Genomic DNA, 17,102 nt, shown 5'->3' on the forward strand with positions numbered 1-17,102 from the left:
TTGGGCGGCGCCGCTGGCTATCCGGCAGCATCCCGGTTGGTCAGCGCGATGTGGCAGCAGCCTGAGCCGTGGCCCGGCGTCCAGGTGACATTGTCGAAGCGCACGCCCGTCGCCTCGAACAGGCCTCGGTCGAAAGCCCCGGCGATGCGGCAGAGCGTGGCGAGCTTTTCATCGCCGACACCCGCCTCGATCCAGGCCTCCTTCAGTGGGCAGCGTTTCACCTTGAAGGCGATATGGTCCGGCCCGCGCTCGACATCGGTCGGATACATCAGGCCGCCATCCGGGCTGACGGCCAGGAACGCTTCGCCGATGGCCGCTGCGTCGTTGGGCCCGAAGCGGGCGAAGGCTGCTGCCGCCACCTCCTTGCCGCGCTGCTCGATGGTGCGGACCATGATCGCCTCGGCCCTTTCCGCGCCCAGTTCGCCGGTCAACTCGTCGAGAAACAGACGGTAGAGATCGGCCCGGTTGCGGAAGGCGGAATCGAGTTCTCGTGAGAGTTTTTCGGCTCGGGCGTCTGTCATGATGCGTCCTGTAGATGTGTTCGATTCAGTCTTGGTGCCGCCGCCACCAGTGCCTTGCCAATCGCCGATTGCGGCGCGTCGATAACGGCGCGGGCGTCGCCGCGCTCAGCGATCCGCCCGGCGTCGAGAAGGACGACGCGGTGGGCGATCGCACGAACAACGCCGAGATCATGCGAAATGAAGATATAGGCGATCCGTTCCCTGGCCTGCAGGTCGAGCAGCAGCTCAAGAATCTGTCCGCGCACGGAGACGTCGAGCGCCGACACCGCCTCGTCGAGTACAATCAGCGACGGGTTCGTTGCGATGGCGCGGGCAATCGCCACGCGCTGGCGCTGGCCGCCGGAGATCTCATGGATGGCGCGTGGAGCGAGATCGGCCGTCAGCCCAACACGCTCGAGCAAGGCAGCGATGCGGGCCGGACGCTCGGCGCGGGAAGCGATGGCATGGATGCGCAAGGGATCGTCAAGCACGCGCGCCACCGTGGCGCGCGGGTTGAAGGCGGCGAGCGGATCCTGAAACACCATTTGCAGGTGGGCTCGCCGGGCACGCAGGGCAGCGCCGTTCAAGGTAAGGAAGTCATCGCCTTCGAATTGTATATTTCCGGCATCCGGTTCGATCAGCCTGAGCACCAGCCGTGCGATCGTCGACTTGCCGCTGCCGGAGGGGCCGGCCAGCGCCAGCGTCTCGCCAGGTTCGACGGCGAAGGAAACGCCGTCGACGGCGGCGATGGTCTTGCCGCCGCGGCGATAGCGCTTGGTTAGGTCGGAGACGGCGAGCAAGCTCATGCCGGCGTCCGTCGCAGCAGCGGCGAGGCGTCGAGCCCAAGATGGGCGTCGAGCAGCGCGCGCGTATAGGCGTGGCTCGGGGCATTGACGATCTGCTCCGTCGCGCCGATCTCGACCAGTCCCCCATACCGGAAGACGGCGATGCGCTCGGCGAGTTCGGCGGCCAGCGCGATGTCGTGGCTGATGAACAACAACGTCATGCCATCCTCGATGACCAGTTGCCGGATCAGCGCGACGATCTCGGCTTGCACGATGGTGTCGAGCGCGCTTGTCGCCTCATCGGCGATCAGCAGTTTGGGTCCGGCCGCAATCGCGGAGGCGATCGCTACGCGCTGCTTCTGGCCGCCGGAGAGCTGATGAGGAAAGGCGCGTATGGCGGAGGCCGGGTCGGGCAAGCGGACGCGTTCGAGCAGGTGCTTTGCCCTGGCGTAAGCTTGTGGCCAGTCAAGGCCGAGATGGGTACGGGCGACTTCGGCGATTTGCTTGCCGATCGTCATCACTGGATCGAGGCTGGCCGAGGGATCCTGGAAGACGAAGCCGATGTCGCGGCCGGGGAGGGGCGCTCTACTGTGAAGATGGGAAGGTCGGTTCTCTACGGCGCCCCCCTCTGTCCTGCCGGACATCTCCCCCACGAGGGGGGAGATTAGCGGCGTCGCCGTCGGCTCCCTTTCTGCAAGGTCAGCGATTGGCGAAAGCGGAGATGACAGCCTAATCTCCCCCCTCGTTGGGGAGATGTCCGGCAGGACAGAGGGGGGCGCGAAGGAATGAGACGATTCCGATTTGTGCCAATCGATGGTACCCTCAATCCTGGCGCTCCCCGGCAGCAACCCCGCAATCGCCAGCGCCAGTGTGCTCTTGCCGGAACCGCTCTCGCCGATGATCGCCAGGCGCTCTCCTGCAAAAACATCAAGGCCGATGCCTTTCAGCGCCGTCACCTCGGTCCCATCCCGCCGATAGTGCACCGAGAGATCGCAGATCTCAGCCAGCGCGGTCACGACAGGCTCCTCCGCACGGCCGTCGTCTCGACCACGCCTTCGCCGGCGAGATAGATACCGAGCACGGTCAGCACGAGTGCGATACCTGGAACGATCGACAGGAAGGGCGCGGTGCGCAGAACGGTGCGGCCCTCGGCGATCATGCCGCCCCAGGTGACGCGATTGGGGTCGCCGAGGCCGAGGAAGGAAAGTGCTGCTTCGGTGAGGATCGCGGCGGCGACGATCACCGAGGACAGCGCCAGCACCGGCGGCAGAGCGTTGGGCAGCACTTCGCGGAAAGCGATTGCAAGCGGGTGCATGCCGAGGACGCGGGCGCCGGCGACGTAGTCGCGTTCGCGGATCGACAGTACTTCGGCGCGCGCCACACGCGCCGGTCCGGTCCAGGCGCCAAGTGCGATGGCCGCGACGACGATGCCGAGCGACGGGCCGACGACGCTGACGAAAGCCAGCGCCAGGAGAAAACTCGGCACGGTCTGGAAGGCATCGGTGATCCGCATCAGCACCTCGTCGACGAGGCCGCCGGCAAAGCCGGCCAGCGTGCCGATGACCGCGCCGATGAAAAGCGCCGCCGCTGCCGCCGCCAGCCCGACCGCCAGCGAGGTGCGGGCGCCGTGGAACAATTCGGCCAGCACATCGCGGCCGAGCCGGTCGGTGCCGAGCGGCAGCGACCAGTCCTGAAACGGCGGCAGCAGGGCCGGACCGGCGATGGCTTGAGGGTCGCCGGGGAAAAGCAGCGACGCAGACAGCGCCATGGCGAAAAGCACCGCCAGAATGATCGCGCCGGCGACCGCTTCCGGCCGGCGCAGGAGCCGGTTGAGCGGGCTCACGCGCCGGCCTCGCTGGCGCCGACGCGCGGGTCGAGAAAGGCGTAGGCGATGTCGACGGCAAGGTTGATGGCGATGACCAGGACGGCGCTGGTGAGAATGATGCCGAGCAGCAGCGGCGTGTCGCGCGAAGCCACCGCTTCCTGCGCCAGCCGGCCGAGCCCGGGCACGGCAAAGACGCTCTCGATGACGACGCTGCCGCCCAGCATCTGCGCCGATTGCAGGCCGAGCATGGTGACCAGCGGCAAGAGCGCATTGCGGGCGACGTGGGCCAACACGATGCGGCGGCGCGACAGCCCCCTGGCGCGGGCGGCGAGGACAAAATCCTGCCGCCAGGCCTCGGCCATGCCGGCGCGCATCATGCGCAGATACAGCGCGAGATAGATGAAGCCGAGCGCGGAAACCGGCAGTACGAGATGGACGGCAATGTCGGCGGCGCGGGCGAAGCCGGTCTTGTCGGAGGCCAGGCTCTCGATGCCACCGATCGGCAGCCAGCGCAAATCGACGGCGAAGACGACGATCAGCACCAGGCCGAGCCAGAAGCCAGGCACGGCATAGAGCGCCAGCGAGCCGACGGACAGGAAGCGGTCGCGAAAACTGCCGGGTCTGGCGCCGGCATAGATGCCAAGTGCCGAGCCCAAGCCAAAGGAGAGCGCGGTGGCGCTGACCATCAGAAGCAATGTCGTCGGCAGGCGCTCGAGGATGACTTCGCGGATCGGTCGCGAGAAGGTGACTGACTGGCCGAGGTCGAGATGCAGCAGCGCCCAGAGATAGTTGGCGAGCCGTGTCAGTTCCGACTGGTCGAGGCCCCAGCGATGACGCAGCAATTCGATCATGCCGGCATCGCCACCGGTCGAGACGATATACGCGTCGACGGCGTCACCGGGCGCGGCTTCGAGCAAAAGGAAGGTGCCGATGATGACGATCAGCAGCACGAAGATGCTGCCGACGAGACGGCGGCGAATGAGGGTGAGGGCGCGGGTCATGGCGAAATGGCGCCGCCCGCAAGCATTTGAAGTTGCGCTCTACGGCGCCCCCCTCTGTCCTGCCGGACATCTCCCCCACAAGGGGGGAGATCAGCTGTCATCGCTGCCTTCGCCAATCTCCAACGTTGCAGGACTGAGCGGGCGGCAGAAACTGCCAATCTACCCCCTCGTGGGGGAGATGTCCGGCAGGACAGAGGGGGGCGCGAAGGAACTCTCATCCCTGATGATGAGCACTCGCTCAAACGATGCGCAAGCATCGCGTGCGGATCGCGCTAGCCCGCCAGATACGTGTCCGCCCAGTTCGAAACCGCCCAGCGCGGATTGTTGGCGATATTCCCCACAGTGTCGCGCGCGACGCTGATAAAACTCCACTCCGCAACGTTGATCAGCGGCAGGTCGGCGGCCACCTCCTTCTGGAATTCCTTGTACAGATCGGTGCGCGCTGCGGTGTCGAGCGTTTCCGATGCCTTGGCGATCAGCGCATCGAGCGCATCGTTCTTGTAGCCGCCCTGGTTGGAGAACGGCACGCCGTCCGGAATGCCGCTCTGCACCAGGATGGTGGTCGAGATCGCCGGGTCGCCGCGGAACACTGGCGGGCCGACGGCGAGGTCGAAGGCGTGGTCGGTGTAGACCGCCTTGATGTGCGCGGGCGCATCGTTGTTGACGATCTCGGCGTCGATGCCGATCGCAGCCAGCGCCTGGCGCAGATAGTCGCCGAATTGTTTGGTCTCGTTGAAATAGGGCGCCGGCAGGAGTTTGAGCGCAAAGCGCTTGCCATCATCGGCTTTGGCGTAGCCGGCCTCGTCGAGTAGTGCGTTGGCCTTGGCGACGTCGAATGGATAGGTCGGCACGTCGGCGGTGTAGAATTGCGGATCGTTCTTCGGCACCGGGCCGGTGGCGGTCGCGGCATAGCCGAGGAACACCGTCTTGACGACGAAGTCCTTGTCGATGGCATGCGCGATGGCCTGGCGCACCTTCACGTCGGCCAGTTCCTTGCGGCGGTGGTTGATCTCGACGATGAGTTGGTAGGTTAGCCCCTCATAGCCCTTGGAGATGACCTTCAGGCCCGGCACCTTGGAGATGCGGTCGAGGTCGGCCAGCGGCACCGCGGAGAAGGCGGCGAGCTGGATCTCCTCGGCCTCGAGCGCGGCCGCGGCCGAGGTGCGGTCGGGCAGCACCTGATAGATGATCTCGTCGAGATAGGGCTCGTCCTTGCCCCAGTAGTCGGCATTCCTGGTCAGCTTGTAATACTGGCCGGGCTTGTACTCGCCGAACTTGAACGGGCCGGTGCCGATGGGCTCATTGTTGGCCGGGTTGTCCTCGATCTTGCCGACCTCATAGACATGCTTTGGCACCACGCTCGACAGCGCCGGCAAGGCGTTGCGGATGAGCTGGAACGGAGTCGGCTTGGCGAATTTGAGTACGGCGGTGAAGTCGTCCGGGGTATCGACGCTGGCCAGATCCTTGAACACGGTGCGGCCGAGATTTTGCAGCGGCTTCCAGATCTGCAGCGCCGAGAAGGCGACGTCGGCCGAGGTGAACGGCTTGCCGTCATGCCATTTGACGCCCTCGCGTAGTTTGAATGTCACGGAGAGCCCATCGGCGGCGCCTTCCCAGGAGAGCGCCAGACGCGGCTCGAGCCCATCCTTGCCGTCAAACGAGGCCTCGGCCAAGGTCTCGACGATCTTGCTGGAGATGAAGAAAACGCCGTTGGAGGCGACAATCGCCGGATTGAGATTGCGCGGTTCGGAATCGGCGGCGAGCACGAGGCGGCCGCCCTTCTTCGGCGTCTGCGCCCAGCCAATCGACGGCATGGCGGTGGAGGCAAGCAACAGGGCTGAGCCCGAAAGCAGCGTGCGTCTGGAAATATCTGACATGATCGAACTCCGTCCTCTCCGCGACCCTGCCGGGCGCGCCAATCCCTCTCGGATACCAGCGGGTCCGCCAGCCTCCTTGTAGCGCCGATTATGGGCCTTGTCCGGGGTTTCGCCAGAGACGGAGTTGGCGCATCCTTGCTTGGCTTTGAAATTTTCATCCGCTGGACCAGTTAGAAGCAGTGGCTCCAACCGATCATCCTGGTAGGACCAGATAGGCTGGGTAGCCGACGAATGACGACTTGGTGACCGGCTCGGTTACGCCATTTCCCTGTTTCTGGCTGGACCAGAGTGAGCAAAATGGTGCAGATTTGATCGAGCCAAGGGATCAGGCGCAACGCGACCGACGATCTCAAGCAATCAGGGAGAGAGATATGAACATTGCTCCGGGCAAGAATGCCGTCAGCAATATCCCGTTCGACCAGGTACGGGTCGACCGGCTGATGGAGGAAGCCGGCATCGATGTGCTGCTGGCGACGTCCAAGCACAACACGCAGTACCTGCTCGGCGGCTACAAGTTCATCTTCTTTGCCGCCATGGATGCGATCGGCCACAGCCGCTATCTGCCCGTTGTCGTCTACGAGAAGGGCGGGCCGGAGCATGCGGCGTATATCGGCAACCGCATGGAGGGCGCCGAGCACCAGAACAACCCGTTCTGGACGCCGACGCTGCATACAGCTTGCTGGGGCACGCTCGACGCCGCCAATCTTGCGGTGGAGCATATCAGCAAGATCGGCAAGGCGGGCGCGCGCATCGGCATCGAGCCGGCCTTCCTGCCATCGGACGCCTATGCGCTGATCCGCAAGGCGTTGCCGGACGCCAAGCTGATCGACGCGACCGACATGCTGGAGCGCATGCGTGCCATCAAGACAGAGGCCGAACTGGAAAAGCTGCGCATCGCTTCCGAGCTGATCACCGATTCCATGCTGGCGACCATCCAATGGGCGCGCGAAGGCACCACCAAGGCCGATATTATCGAGCATCTGCGGCGCGAGGAAACCAATCGCGGCGCGCATTTCGAATATTGCCTGCTGACGCTCGGCTCCAGCCACAATCGGGCGGCGTCACCGCAGGCGTGGAAGAAGGGCGAGGTGCTGTCGATCGATTCCGGCGGCAATTACCATGGCTATATTGGCGATCTCTGCCGCATGGGCATTCTCGGTGAACCCGATGCCGAACTGGAAGATCTGCTGGCCGAGGTCGAGACGGTGCAGCAGGCGGCCTTCTCCAAGGTCAAGGCAGGCACCATCGGCGGCGACATGATTTCGCATGCCGAGGGGGTGCTGAAGGCCTCCAAGGTTGCGCCCTATACGGATTTCTTCGCCCACGGCATGGGGCTGATCACGCATGAAGCGCCGTTCCTGATGACCAACCATCCGGTGACGTACGAAGGCACTTACGCCGCCAAGCCGCTGGAAACGAACATGGTGCTGTCGGTGGAGACGACCATGCTCCACCCGACGCGAGGGTTCATCAAGTTGGAGGATACGCTGGCGGTGACGGATACGGGGTATGTGATATTCGGGGATCGGGCCAGGGGGTGGAACAGGGGTGGGATTTCAAGGGCCGAAAAGTAGGCGCCGCCCCTCATCCGCCTGCCGGCACCTTCTCCCCGTAGAACGCGGAGAAGAGGGCAGCTTCGGCGATTTGCGAAATCGTTGATGACAGTGTCTTTCTCCCCGTCACTATACGGGGAGAAATGTCCGGCAGGACAATGAGGGGCGGCGCTGCCCTATAAGGCTATTTCCCACCCGCCGGGATCAGCCTGAAATCCGGCAGCTCCCGCAGCACCAGTTCCGGCCCGGCCGGCGAGTAAACGACGAAGAGCTGCATCGGCCCGTCACCCGTATTCAGCGTCGAATGAAACCGGCTTTCCGGCACATAGATGGTGCAGCCGGGCCCGACTCTCGCCACCACCGGGTTGCCGTTCTCGTCCTCGACCATCTGCTCGCCATTGCCTGAGATGACGAAGATGATCTCTTCCGCGCCGGGATGATTGTGGCGGGTGTGGCCCTTGCCTGAGGGCAGGTCGACGACGCCGCCGGAAAAGCGCGTCGCGCCATTCACTTCCGGAGCGACCGTCAGCGCCAGCTTGCCCCAGTCGAAGCCGAAGGCGCTGACGTCCTTCGGGTAGACAAACACCTTGCTCTTGTCGGTCATCTCTCATCCCTTCTTTTCTTCTGGTCGTGCAGCGTGACGGCTTTGAAATCCGCCGTCTGCCTGGCGATCGCGGCTTCCGCCGGCAGCCGTTCCATCGAGCTTGCGCCATAGAAGCCGTGCAGGCCTTTGCAGCGATCGAGAATGTAGCGGGCGTCGTCCGGCATCGAGATCGGTCCGCCATGGCAAAGCAGGATGACGTCCTTGCGCACCGAACGCGCGGCGTTGGCGATGGCGTCGATCTGGACAACGCAGTCGTCGAGCGACTTGGCCGATGTCGCGCCAATCGAGCCACCGGTCGTCACGCCCATATGGGCGACGATGATGTCGGCGCCGGCTCGTGCCATGGCGCGAGCCTCGTCCGGGTTGAAGACATAGGGCGTGGTCAACAGGTCGAGCTTGTGCGCCTCGGCGATCATGTCGACCTCGAGGCCGAAGCCCATACCGGTTTCTTCAAAACTTTGCCGCATGCTGCCGTCGAACAGGCCGATCGTTGGAAAATTCTGCACGCCGGAAAAGCCCATCGTCTTCAGCTCGGTGAGAAGCAGCGGCATGATGACGAAGGGATCGGTGCCGTTGACGCCGGCTAGAACCGGCGTCTTCTTCACCACCGGCAGCACCTCATAAGCCATTTCCTTGACGATCTCGTTGGCATTGCCGTAGGCGAGCAGGCCGGCGGCCGAGCCGCGTCCGGCCATGCGGTAGCGGCCGGAATTGTAGATGATGATCAGGTCGATGCCGCCGGCTTCCTCGGCCTTGGCCGACAGGCCGGTGCCGGCGCCGCCGCCGACGATGGGCACGCCGTCGGCGATCATCGCCTTGAACTTCTTCAGTATGTCCTTGCGCGGTATGGCGGCCATGTCTGGGCTCTCACTGTCTGGCGATGTCGAGGAAGGCCGCGATTGCGGCCTTGGCAAATTTCGGGTCGTTGATGTGCAGCGGCAGCCGCGTGACGCGGCGCGTGGCATTCGGCTGGATGGTTCGCTCGATGGCGTCGAACAGGATGGCGTCAGCTTGCGGATCGAAGAAGGCGCCGCCCTCGATGTCGAGCGCCGATACGCCTTTTTCCGGGATCAGGAAATGCACCGGTCCCTCGCAGCGGCTCAGCTTCTCGCCGATCCATTCGCCGATCTTGCGGCATTCGTCTGCCGTCGTGCGCATCAGCGTGACGTTGGGATTGTGCTCGTAAAACAGCCGGCCGCGATATTTCTCGGGAATGGTCGGTGGCGCCCAGAAATTGACCATGTCGAGCGCGCCGACAGAACCGACATAGGGGAGCTTGGTGCGAGCAATGGCGCCGAAGCGATCTTCCGTCGCCGGCAACACGCCGCCGAACAGCAGGTCGCAGACCTCCGTCGTGGTGATGTCGATGACGCCGGAGAGCAGGCCACTGTCGGCGAGCTTCTCCATCGAGCGGCCACCGGTGCCGGTGGCGTGGAAGACCATGCAGTCGTAGTTTACCCGGAGCTGGTCGGCGATGGCCGTCACGCAAGGGGTGGTGACGCCGAACATGGTCAGCCCGAGCGCCGGCTTGCCGGTTGCAGCCGGCGCGGGTTTCGACGCCATGCCCGCGATGGCCTGCGCCGCATTGTGCAACACCGTGCGGGAGAGCCGGTTCAGTCCCGCCATATCGGTCACCGAGGGCATCATGATGATGTCGGAGACGTCGACATAGGGCGCTGTGTCGCCGGAGGCGAGTGTCGAGACCATGATCTTCGGGACGCCCAGCGGCAGCGCGCGCATGCCTGAGGTGACGATCGAGGTACCGCCGCCGCCACCGATGCCGATAATGCCGGCTACGTCGTCGCGGGACAGGATGAAGCTGGTGAAGGCGGCGCCCATTCCGGCCACCGCGGTACCGCGGTCGTCGATGCCGAGCACGGCGCTAGCTCCGCCCGGGTGATGCGCGGCGACCTCGCTGGCTGGAATATCGACCGGCACGGTGGCGCCGCGCGTGCCGATGTCGACGCGGGCTACCGAACTGCCGGTGGCGGCAATCGTATCGGCCAGGAAGGCAAGTTCTTCGCCCTTGGTGTCGGCTGTGCCCACCACATAGATGCGTTTCATCGCGTTCTCCCATCGCCGGCTGACCCCGCGTTGAGCCGCCCGCCGCTCACTTGCCCGGCCCTTCGTTGAACGAAGGCCATTGCAATTTTTTGAGACGCGCGTATCGTATTGACATGGATGTCTCACGTCAACAAGCTGCAACAGGCGACGACGCCAAAGAGGCTGCCGAACGCGGCCCGCGCGCCCGCACGAGGCGGCTGATGCTGGAGACGGCGACGCGGCTGATGCAGGCGGGCGTCACGCCCTCGGTCAGCGAAGTCGCGGAGGCGGCTGAAGTCTCGCGCGCCACGGCTTATCGCTATTTCCCGAGCCAGGCAGCCCTGGTGCATGCCGTGGTCGACGAGGGGCTCGGGCCGATCCTGACCTGGCAATCGGCTTCGAAAGATCCGCAACGCCGCGTCGCCGAATTGTTCGACACGGCCATGCCGCGCATCGAGGCTTTCGAGGCAACCTTCAAGGCAGCGCTGAAACTGTCGCTCGACCAGTGGGCGCAGCACCAGGCGGGCACGCTGGGGGGCGAGCCGCAGTTCACACGCGGCCATCGCGTCCAGCTGCTGAAGGATGCAATCGCGCCGCTCAAGGGGCAGCTGCCGCCGCGCGAATTCAAGCGCCTGGCGCAGGCGCTGTCGATGATGTTCGGCGTCGAAGTGCTGATCGTGCTGAAGGACATATGGGGGCTCGACAGCCGCGGAATGCGCTCGGTCGCGCAATGGGCGGCGGGCGCCTTGGTGCGCGCCGCGATGGCGGAATCGATGACAGAAGCGGATACGGCGCGGCCGGCGGCAGCGGCGAAATAGCGCCAATCTGGTTCGACCAGATTTGAGCGACCACTACCGATGTTAACCTGGATGTGGGTACCGAAACAAGGCTCTCCTATATCAAGGAGTAGGAAAATTAAGGGAAAACAGGCAGATACATGATAAATCCGGTTATGCAAGCTCCGGCCGTGGTCCAAGAAAGAGCTTGACGGCTATCCAAAATTGGTAATACCAGATCAGGACAGAAAAAGCGGATCGAAAGTGAGAGCTGCGGTCCATTTTCCGGCAAAGCACGGAGGCTTGGAACCGGAAAGGTGCGATCTCGGGAACTACCAGGGCCGGCCCCGTTGCCGGCTCGCATGATACGGTAGAATGCGCACAAGGGAGGAAACATTATGCGCAAGACAATGACCAGCCTGCTTGCTGGTATCGGCTTAGTGCTTGCCTGCGGAACGTCCGTTTACGCGCAGGATAAATCGCTCACCATCTTCTGGGCGGAATGGGATCCGGCCAATTACCTGCAGGAACTCGGCAACGAGTACGAGAAGGAAACCGGCGTCAAGATTACGGTGGAAACCACACCGTGGCCCGACTTCCAGACCAAGGCCTTCACCGAGTTCAACGCCCATGGCGATGCCTATGATATGGTCGTCGGCGACTCGCAATGGCTCGGCGCCGGCTCCACCGGCGGCCACTATGTCGACCTGACCGACTTCTTCAACAAGCACAAGGTTGGCGAAGTGATGGCGCCGGCGACGGTGAAATACTACGCCGAATATCCGGGCGGCAGCAGCAAGTACTGGGCCATTCCGCTCGAAGGCGACGCCGTCGGCTGGTCCTATCGCAAGGACTGGTTCGAAGACCCCAAGGAAAAGGAAGCCTTCAAGGCCAAGTATGGCTACGATCTCGACGTGCCGAAGGATTTCAAGGCGATGCGCGACATCGCCGAATTCTTCCACCGGCCGGATCAGAAGAGATACGGCATCGCCATCTATACCGACAATTCCTATGACGCGATGGCGATGGGTTTTGAGAACGCGTTGTTCTCCTTTGGCGGCGAGTTGGGTGACTATAAGACCTACAAGGTCGATGGCTTCATCAACTCCGACAAGGCGATCGCGGCGCTCGACGCCTACAAGGAACTCTACAAGTTCACGCCTCCGGGCTGGGCCAAGTCGTTCTTCGTCGAAGACAACCAGGCGATCACTGAAAATCTGGCCGCGATGAGTATGAACTACTTCGCGTTCTTCCCCTCGCTGATCAACGAGGCGTCCAACCCGAACGCCAAGAACACCGGCTTCTTCGCCAATCCTGCCGGCCCCGGCGGCGACCAGTTCGCCGCACTTGGCGGTCAGGGCATCTCCATCGTTTCCTACTCCAAGAAGCAGGAAGAGGCGACGAAGTTCCTTGAATGGTTCATCAAGGACGAGACCCAGAAGAAGTGGGCAGCGCTCGGCGGCTACACCTGCAGTGCCGCCGTGCTCAAGTCGGAGGAATTCCAGAACGCCACGCCGTACAACAAGGCCTTCTACGAGACCATGTTCAAGGTGAAGGATTTCTGGGCGGTGCCGGAATATGCCGAACTGCTGCAGCAGCTCAACCAGCGCGTCTATCCCTACATGATCGGCGGTGAAGGCACCGCCAAGGAGACGCTGGACGCCCTCGCAGGCGACTGGAACGCGACGTTCAAAAAGTACGGCCGCGGCCAATAGACAATATGCCTCACGGAGGGGGTCTTTGTGCCTCCTCCGTTTTCTTTTTGAAACGGGAGCAGGGTCTTGGCGACCACGATGATCACCACGCTAGACAGATCCTCGCGAGCCGCCGCACGCGGCCTCAGCGACATGTCGATCCGCAATCTCTTCATCATTCCGACGATCCTGTTCCTGATCGTCTTCAACATTTTCCCGCTGATCTATTCGCTGGGCTATTCCTTCACCGATTTCCGCGCGTCGACCAATGCGGCGGCGAATTTCGTTGGGCTGCAGAACTACCGCGACCTGCTCGACGACCCCTATGTGTGGTCCAATTTCGCCATCACCGCGAAATACGTCATCATCTCGGTCGCCGGTCAGCTGCTGGTCGGCTTTGGCGTCGCCATGCTGCTCAACCGCGACATTCCGCTGAAGGGCTTGCTGACGACGCTGCTTCTGTTGCCGATGATGCTGTCGATGGCGGTCGTCGGCCTGTTCTGGAAACTTCTCTACGATCCGTCTTTCGGCATCATCAACTATGCGCTCGGCCTCGGCACCTTCGAATGGCTATCGAATCCGAAAATGGCGCTCTATGCGGTGGCGCTTACCGACATCTGGATGTGGTCGCCCTTCGTCATGCTGCTTTCGCTGGCCGGTCTCTCGGCGGTGCCGAAGCATCTCTACGAAGCCGCCGCGATCGACCGCGCCGGGCCGTTCTACACCTTCTTTCGCATCACGCTGCCTTTGGTCGCGCCGATCCTGATGATCGCAGTCATCTTCCGCACCATGGAGGCATTCAAAACATTCGATCTCGCCTACATCCTGACCAGCCAGCCGACGGCCGAACTTATCTCGATCCGGCTTTACAAGATGGCGTTCCAGGAATGGCAGACCGGGCGCTCCTGCGCACTCGCCTACATCGTGCTGATCATGGTGCTGGCCATCACCAATATCTACGTCAAATACCTCAACAAGGTGAAGGAGCGCTGAGATGGCCGCCGTGCGCACTTCGTCCGAAATCGGCTTCAATCGCGTTGCAATTGTCGCCGTCCTGTTGGTGACGATCATCTTCCTGGCGCCGATCTACTGGATTGCCTCGACGGCGTTCAAGCCGCGCAATCTCGCCACCACCATCCCCCCGACGGTCGTCTTCCAGCCGGAAATATCACCCTTCGTCAAACTGTTCACCAAGCGCTCGCAGCTACGCAACCCGGCGTCGCCGGAGGAGTATGCAGCCGCTCCCTGGTGGGAGCGCGTCGTCTTCGACGGCGGCGAAAAGATCGTGCGTGACGGCAAGGGCCAGGTGCAGTGGTCCGGCTATCCGAGCCGCTTCATGAACTCGTTGATCGTGGCCATAACCTCGACGGTGCTGGCGGTTGGCATGGGCACCTTCACCGCTTACGGCTTCTCGCGCTTCAAGGTGAAGGGGGAGGCGGATCTGCTCTTCTTCATCCTGTCGACGCGCATGCTGCCGCCGGTGGTCGTCGCCATCCCCATGTTCCTGATGTACCGGGCGGTCGGCCTCAACGATTCCCACCTCGGCCTGATCATCCTCTACACCGCTTTCAACCTGTCCTTCTCGGTCTGGCTGATGAAAGGCTTCATGGACGAGATCCCGAAGGAATACGAGGAGGCCGCCCTGGTCGACGGCTACACGCGCATGGAAGCCTTCTTCAAGATCGTGCTGCCCGAGGCCGCAACCGGCATCGCCGCCACCGCCGTGTTCTGCTTTATCACGGCGTGGAACGAATATGCCTTCGCACTGATCATGACCAGCCGCCGTGCCCAGACAGCACCGCCCTTCATCCCCAGCCAGGTCGGCTCCGGCCTGCCGGACTGGACGGTGATTGCGGCAGGCACTTTCCTGTTCCTGCTGCCGGTCGCGATCTTCACCTTCCTGCTCCGCAATCATTTGTTGCGCGGCATGTCGTTCGGAGCGATCCGCAAATGAGCTTTCGCACCATCAACCAGAAATATCTCGAACCCGGCTCGCAGATCCTGATGGTGCTCGGCATCGTCGCGCTCTGCCAGCCCTGGAACATGCTGCTGCACTCATACGGCCTGACCATCATCCTGATCGGCCTGATCGGCTTCAACATCACCTCGAAGATCGCGCCGGAAGAGAAGGCCGGCACTGGCCACGGCGCGGACGAGCCGGCGCGAAATCCGGGAGCACCGCATTGACCCAGATCGAGCTTCGTGGCGTTCAGAAATTCTTCGGCGCCGTCCAGGTCATCAAGGACCTCAACCTCAAAATCGACGACAACGAATTCATCGTGTTGCTCGGCCAGTCAGGCTGCGGCAAGACGACGACGTTGCGCGCCATTGCCGGGCTGGAGACGATCGATGGCGGCGATATCCTTATCGACGGCAAGCCGGTGCAGCATCTCAAGGCCGCCGACCGCGACATCGCCATGGTGTTCCAGTCCTTCTCGCTCTATCCGCATATGAGCGTCTACGAGAATGTTGCTTTCCCACTCAGGGCAACGCGAAAGAGCAAGGCTGAGATCGACCAGGAAGTGCGCTCGGTCGCCAAGACGCTGCAGATCACTGACCTCCTGGCCAAGAAGCCGTCGGCTCTGTCAGGCGGCGACATGCAGCGCGTCGCTATCGGCAGGGCGCTGGTGCGGCGCCCGAAGGCGATGCTGATGGACGAACCGATCGGCGCGCTCGACGCCAAATTGCGCGAGGAGATGCGCGCCGAGATCAAGCGGCTGCACATCAAGCAGGGCTCGACCACCATCTATGTCACGCATGACCAGATCGAGGCGATGAGCCTCGCCGATCGCATTGTCATCATGCATGAGGGCGTGCTGCAGCAGGTCGGCTCGCCAGACGAGGTCTATTCGCATCCGGCCAATCTGTTCGTGGCGCAGTTCGTCGGCAGCCCGGTGATGAATGTCGCCGATGCGTCGGTCGCAGAAACAGCGTCCTCGGCCTCGGTCACGGTCGGTGGTGCTGCCGCCGGTTTCGAATTCCCGCGGGCTCTTCTGTCCAGGCTCAACGGCCATGCCGGTGGCCAGCTGGCACTCGGCATCCGGCCTGAAGGCGTGCTGGTGCGCCATGAAGCGGCGGAGGGCTTCCTGCCGGTCGAGACGCAGATCGTCGAGCCCCTCGGCTCCTTCGACATTGTCGACCTCAAGGTCGGCACCAAGATGCTGCGCGCCCGCACCAAGAGCGGCTTCGTCGGCGGGCCTGGCGAGAAAGTGTTCGCCCGAATCGATCCGACGCAGGCGCATTTCTTCGACACGGCAAGCGGCAAGTCGCTTGGAGTGAGGCTCTGATGGCGCATATCCAGCTCAAGAATATCTCGAAGAGCTTCGGCAACCACACGGCGTTGACCGGGCTCAATCTCGAGATCGCCGATGGCGAGTTCTTCGTGCTGCTCGGCGAGACGGGAGCCGGCAAGACGACGACGCTGCGCATGGTCGCCGGCCTCGAAAAGCCGAGCGAAGGCCAGGTGTTCATCGACGGCGTCGATGTCGCCGACTGGGGTGCGGCCGAGCGCGACGTGGCGCTTGTGCTACAGCAATATTCGCTCTACCCGCGCTATACCGTGCGCGAGAACCTGGAATTCCCGCTGAAGCCGAAGATCCGCCGGCTGCCCGATGCCGAGATCAAGGACCGCGTTGCGCGAGCCGCCAAGACACTGCGGATCGAACATCTGCTCGACCGCAAGACCGATCGCCTCTCGGGCGGCGAGATGCAGCGCGTCTCGATCGGCCGCGCCATCGTGCGCAAGCCGCGTGTGTTCCTGATGGACGAGCCGCTGTCGGCGCTCGATGCCAAATTGCGTGAGGCACTTCGCACGGAACTGAAGAACCTGCAGATACAGCTCGGCGCCACCTTCCTGTTCGTCACCCACGACCAGATCGAGGCGATGTCGATGGGCGACAAGGTCGGGGTGTTGAACCACGGCCGCATCGTCCAGACCGGCACGCCGCACGAGATCTACAACAATCCGCGCGATACCTATGTGGCGAGCTTCGTCGGCTCGCCGCCGATGAACCTCATCGACGGCCGGCTGGTGGATAATCGCGCGGTGATGGCGCCGATGAATTTCGAGCTGCCGCTTTCAGGGGGAGCCAAGGGTTTTGGAGGGGCGAAAGCGGGCGCGGCGACCGAAGGGCGCCCGCTCGTCTTCGGCATCCGTCCGGAAGACGTCTATCTGGAGAGTGGTGCACCGGTCGAGGCGCGCGTCCACGATGTCGAGAACCATGGCGTGGAAAAGATCCTGACGCTGCGGGTCGGCGACACGACGCTACGCGCCACCGTGCCGGCCAGGACCGATGTGGCGATCGAGCAATCGGTGCGCTTCGCGTGGAATGCGGACAAGGTCGTGCTGTTCGACAAGGGCAGCGGCGTAAGCCTGCGCCACGCCAGCTAGGCTCCTGCAGACTTAAGCCGGCGCCAATCCGCTGGCGAAAATCTGCAGGCGCCT

Annotated in this window: 17 protein-coding genes; 8 read left to right on the forward strand and 9 right to left on the reverse strand. The window is 63.2% G+C overall.

The window, feature by feature from the left end; translation table 11 throughout:
• Positions 1-17: 17 nt before the first annotated feature.
• From AC04SG_RS19520 to AC04SG_RS19545, 6 genes are all read right to left on the reverse strand, one after another.
• Entirely contained in the window at positions 18-521 is a 504-nt protein-coding gene (locus tag AC04SG_RS19520; RefSeq protein WP_488552375.1) for an L-2-amino-thiazoline-4-carboxylic acid hydrolase, read from the reverse strand.
• Positions 518-1,306 (reverse strand): ATP-binding cassette domain-containing protein, encoded by a 789-nt coding sequence (locus AC04SG_RS19525; protein ID WP_488552376.1) that lies wholly within the window; start codon positions 1,304-1,306, stop codon positions 518-520. The genes AC04SG_RS19520 and AC04SG_RS19525 overlap by 4 nt, the downstream gene beginning before the upstream one ends.
• A complete protein-coding gene (locus tag AC04SG_RS19530) occupies positions 1,303-2,301 on the reverse strand; it encodes an ABC transporter ATP-binding protein (RefSeq protein ID WP_488552377.1) in 999 nt (332 codons plus the stop codon). The genes AC04SG_RS19525 and AC04SG_RS19530 overlap by 4 nt, the downstream gene beginning before the upstream one ends.
• Positions 2,298-3,128: an ABC transporter permease gene (locus tag AC04SG_RS19535; protein WP_488552378.1), complete on the reverse strand. Its 831-nt coding sequence runs from the start codon at positions 3,126-3,128 to the stop codon at positions 2,298-2,300. Before AC04SG_RS19535 ends, AC04SG_RS19530 begins: the two co-directional genes overlap by 4 nt.
• Entirely contained in the window at positions 3,125-4,111 is a 987-nt protein-coding gene (locus AC04SG_RS19540) for an ABC transporter permease (protein ID WP_488552379.1), read from the reverse strand. Before AC04SG_RS19540 ends, AC04SG_RS19535 begins: the two co-directional genes overlap by 4 nt.
• Positions 4,112-4,383: 272 nt before the next feature.
• Positions 4,384-5,988: an ABC transporter substrate-binding protein gene (locus AC04SG_RS19545; protein ID WP_488552380.1), complete on the reverse strand. Its 1,605-nt coding sequence runs from the start codon at positions 5,986-5,988 to the stop codon at positions 4,384-4,386.
• Positions 5,989-6,359: 371 nt separating this feature from the next.
• Here AC04SG_RS19545 and AC04SG_RS19550 point away from each other — a divergent pair, with 371 nt between their 5' ends.
• Complete coding sequence (locus tag AC04SG_RS19550; RefSeq protein ID WP_488552381.1) at positions 6,360-7,562, forward strand: M24 family metallopeptidase; 1,203 nt, start codon at positions 6,360-6,362, stop codon at positions 7,560-7,562.
• Between the two features lie 163 nt (positions 7,563-7,725).
• Here AC04SG_RS19550 and AC04SG_RS19555 read toward each other — a convergent pair whose 3' ends face one another.
• From AC04SG_RS19555 to AC04SG_RS19565, 3 genes are read right to left on the reverse strand one after another with little or no spacing between them, the layout of a single operon-like run.
• Positions 7,726-8,145 carry a cupin domain-containing protein gene (locus AC04SG_RS19555; RefSeq protein WP_488552382.1) on the reverse strand — a complete coding sequence of 140 codons (420 nt, stop codon included), beginning with the start codon at positions 8,143-8,145 and terminating at the stop codon, positions 7,726-7,728.
• Complete coding sequence (locus AC04SG_RS19560) at positions 8,142-9,002, reverse strand: phosphoenolpyruvate hydrolase family protein (protein WP_203280441.1); 861 nt, start codon at positions 9,000-9,002, stop codon at positions 8,142-8,144. Before AC04SG_RS19560 ends, AC04SG_RS19555 begins: the two co-directional genes overlap by 4 nt.
• A 10-nt stretch (positions 9,003-9,012) precedes the next feature.
• Positions 9,013-10,209 (reverse strand): Tm-1-like ATP-binding domain-containing protein, encoded by a 1,197-nt coding sequence (locus tag AC04SG_RS19565; RefSeq protein ID WP_488552383.1) that lies wholly within the window; start codon positions 10,207-10,209, stop codon positions 9,013-9,015.
• Positions 10,210-10,322: 113 nt separating this feature from the next.
• On the opposite strand from AC04SG_RS19565, the gene AC04SG_RS19570 reads away from it, so the two are divergent.
• The 7 genes from AC04SG_RS19570 to AC04SG_RS19600 all read left to right on the forward strand — a co-directional run bounded on the left by AC04SG_RS19570 (position 10,323) and on the right by AC04SG_RS19600 (position 17,048).
• Entirely contained in the window at positions 10,323-11,006 is a 684-nt protein-coding gene (locus tag AC04SG_RS19570) for a TetR/AcrR family transcriptional regulator (protein ID WP_488552384.1), read from the forward strand.
• Between the two features lie 356 nt (positions 11,007-11,362).
• Positions 11,363-12,679, forward strand: coding sequence for an ABC transporter substrate-binding protein (locus AC04SG_RS19575; protein ID WP_488552385.1), 1,317 nt, complete (start codon positions 11,363-11,365; stop codon positions 12,677-12,679).
• Positions 12,680-12,745: 66 nt separating this feature from the next.
• Positions 12,746-13,651 carry a carbohydrate ABC transporter permease gene (locus tag AC04SG_RS19580; RefSeq protein WP_488552386.1) on the forward strand — a complete coding sequence of 302 codons (906 nt, stop codon included), beginning with the start codon at positions 12,746-12,748 and terminating at the stop codon, positions 13,649-13,651.
• A 1-nt stretch (position 13,652) separates the two neighbouring features.
• Positions 13,653-14,612: a carbohydrate ABC transporter permease gene (locus tag AC04SG_RS19585; RefSeq protein ID WP_142867318.1), complete on the forward strand. Its 960-nt coding sequence runs from the start codon at positions 13,653-13,655 to the stop codon at positions 14,610-14,612.
• Positions 14,609-14,845 (forward strand): hypothetical protein, encoded by a 237-nt coding sequence (locus tag AC04SG_RS19590; protein ID WP_488552387.1) that lies wholly within the window; start codon positions 14,609-14,611, stop codon positions 14,843-14,845. Before AC04SG_RS19585 ends, AC04SG_RS19590 begins: the two co-directional genes overlap by 4 nt.
• A complete protein-coding gene (locus AC04SG_RS19595) occupies positions 14,842-15,945 on the forward strand; it encodes an ABC transporter ATP-binding protein (protein WP_488552388.1) in 1,104 nt (367 codons plus the stop codon). The genes AC04SG_RS19590 and AC04SG_RS19595 overlap by 4 nt, the downstream gene beginning before the upstream one ends.
• Positions 15,945-17,048 carry an ABC transporter ATP-binding protein gene (locus AC04SG_RS19600; protein WP_488552389.1) on the forward strand — a complete coding sequence of 368 codons (1,104 nt, stop codon included), beginning with the start codon at positions 15,945-15,947 and terminating at the stop codon, positions 17,046-17,048. The genes AC04SG_RS19595 and AC04SG_RS19600 overlap by 1 nt, the downstream gene beginning before the upstream one ends.
• Positions 17,049-17,102: the final 54 nt, after the last annotated feature.

The sequence above is a fragment of the Mesorhizobium sp. CNPSo 4684 genome (assembly GCF_057784315.1).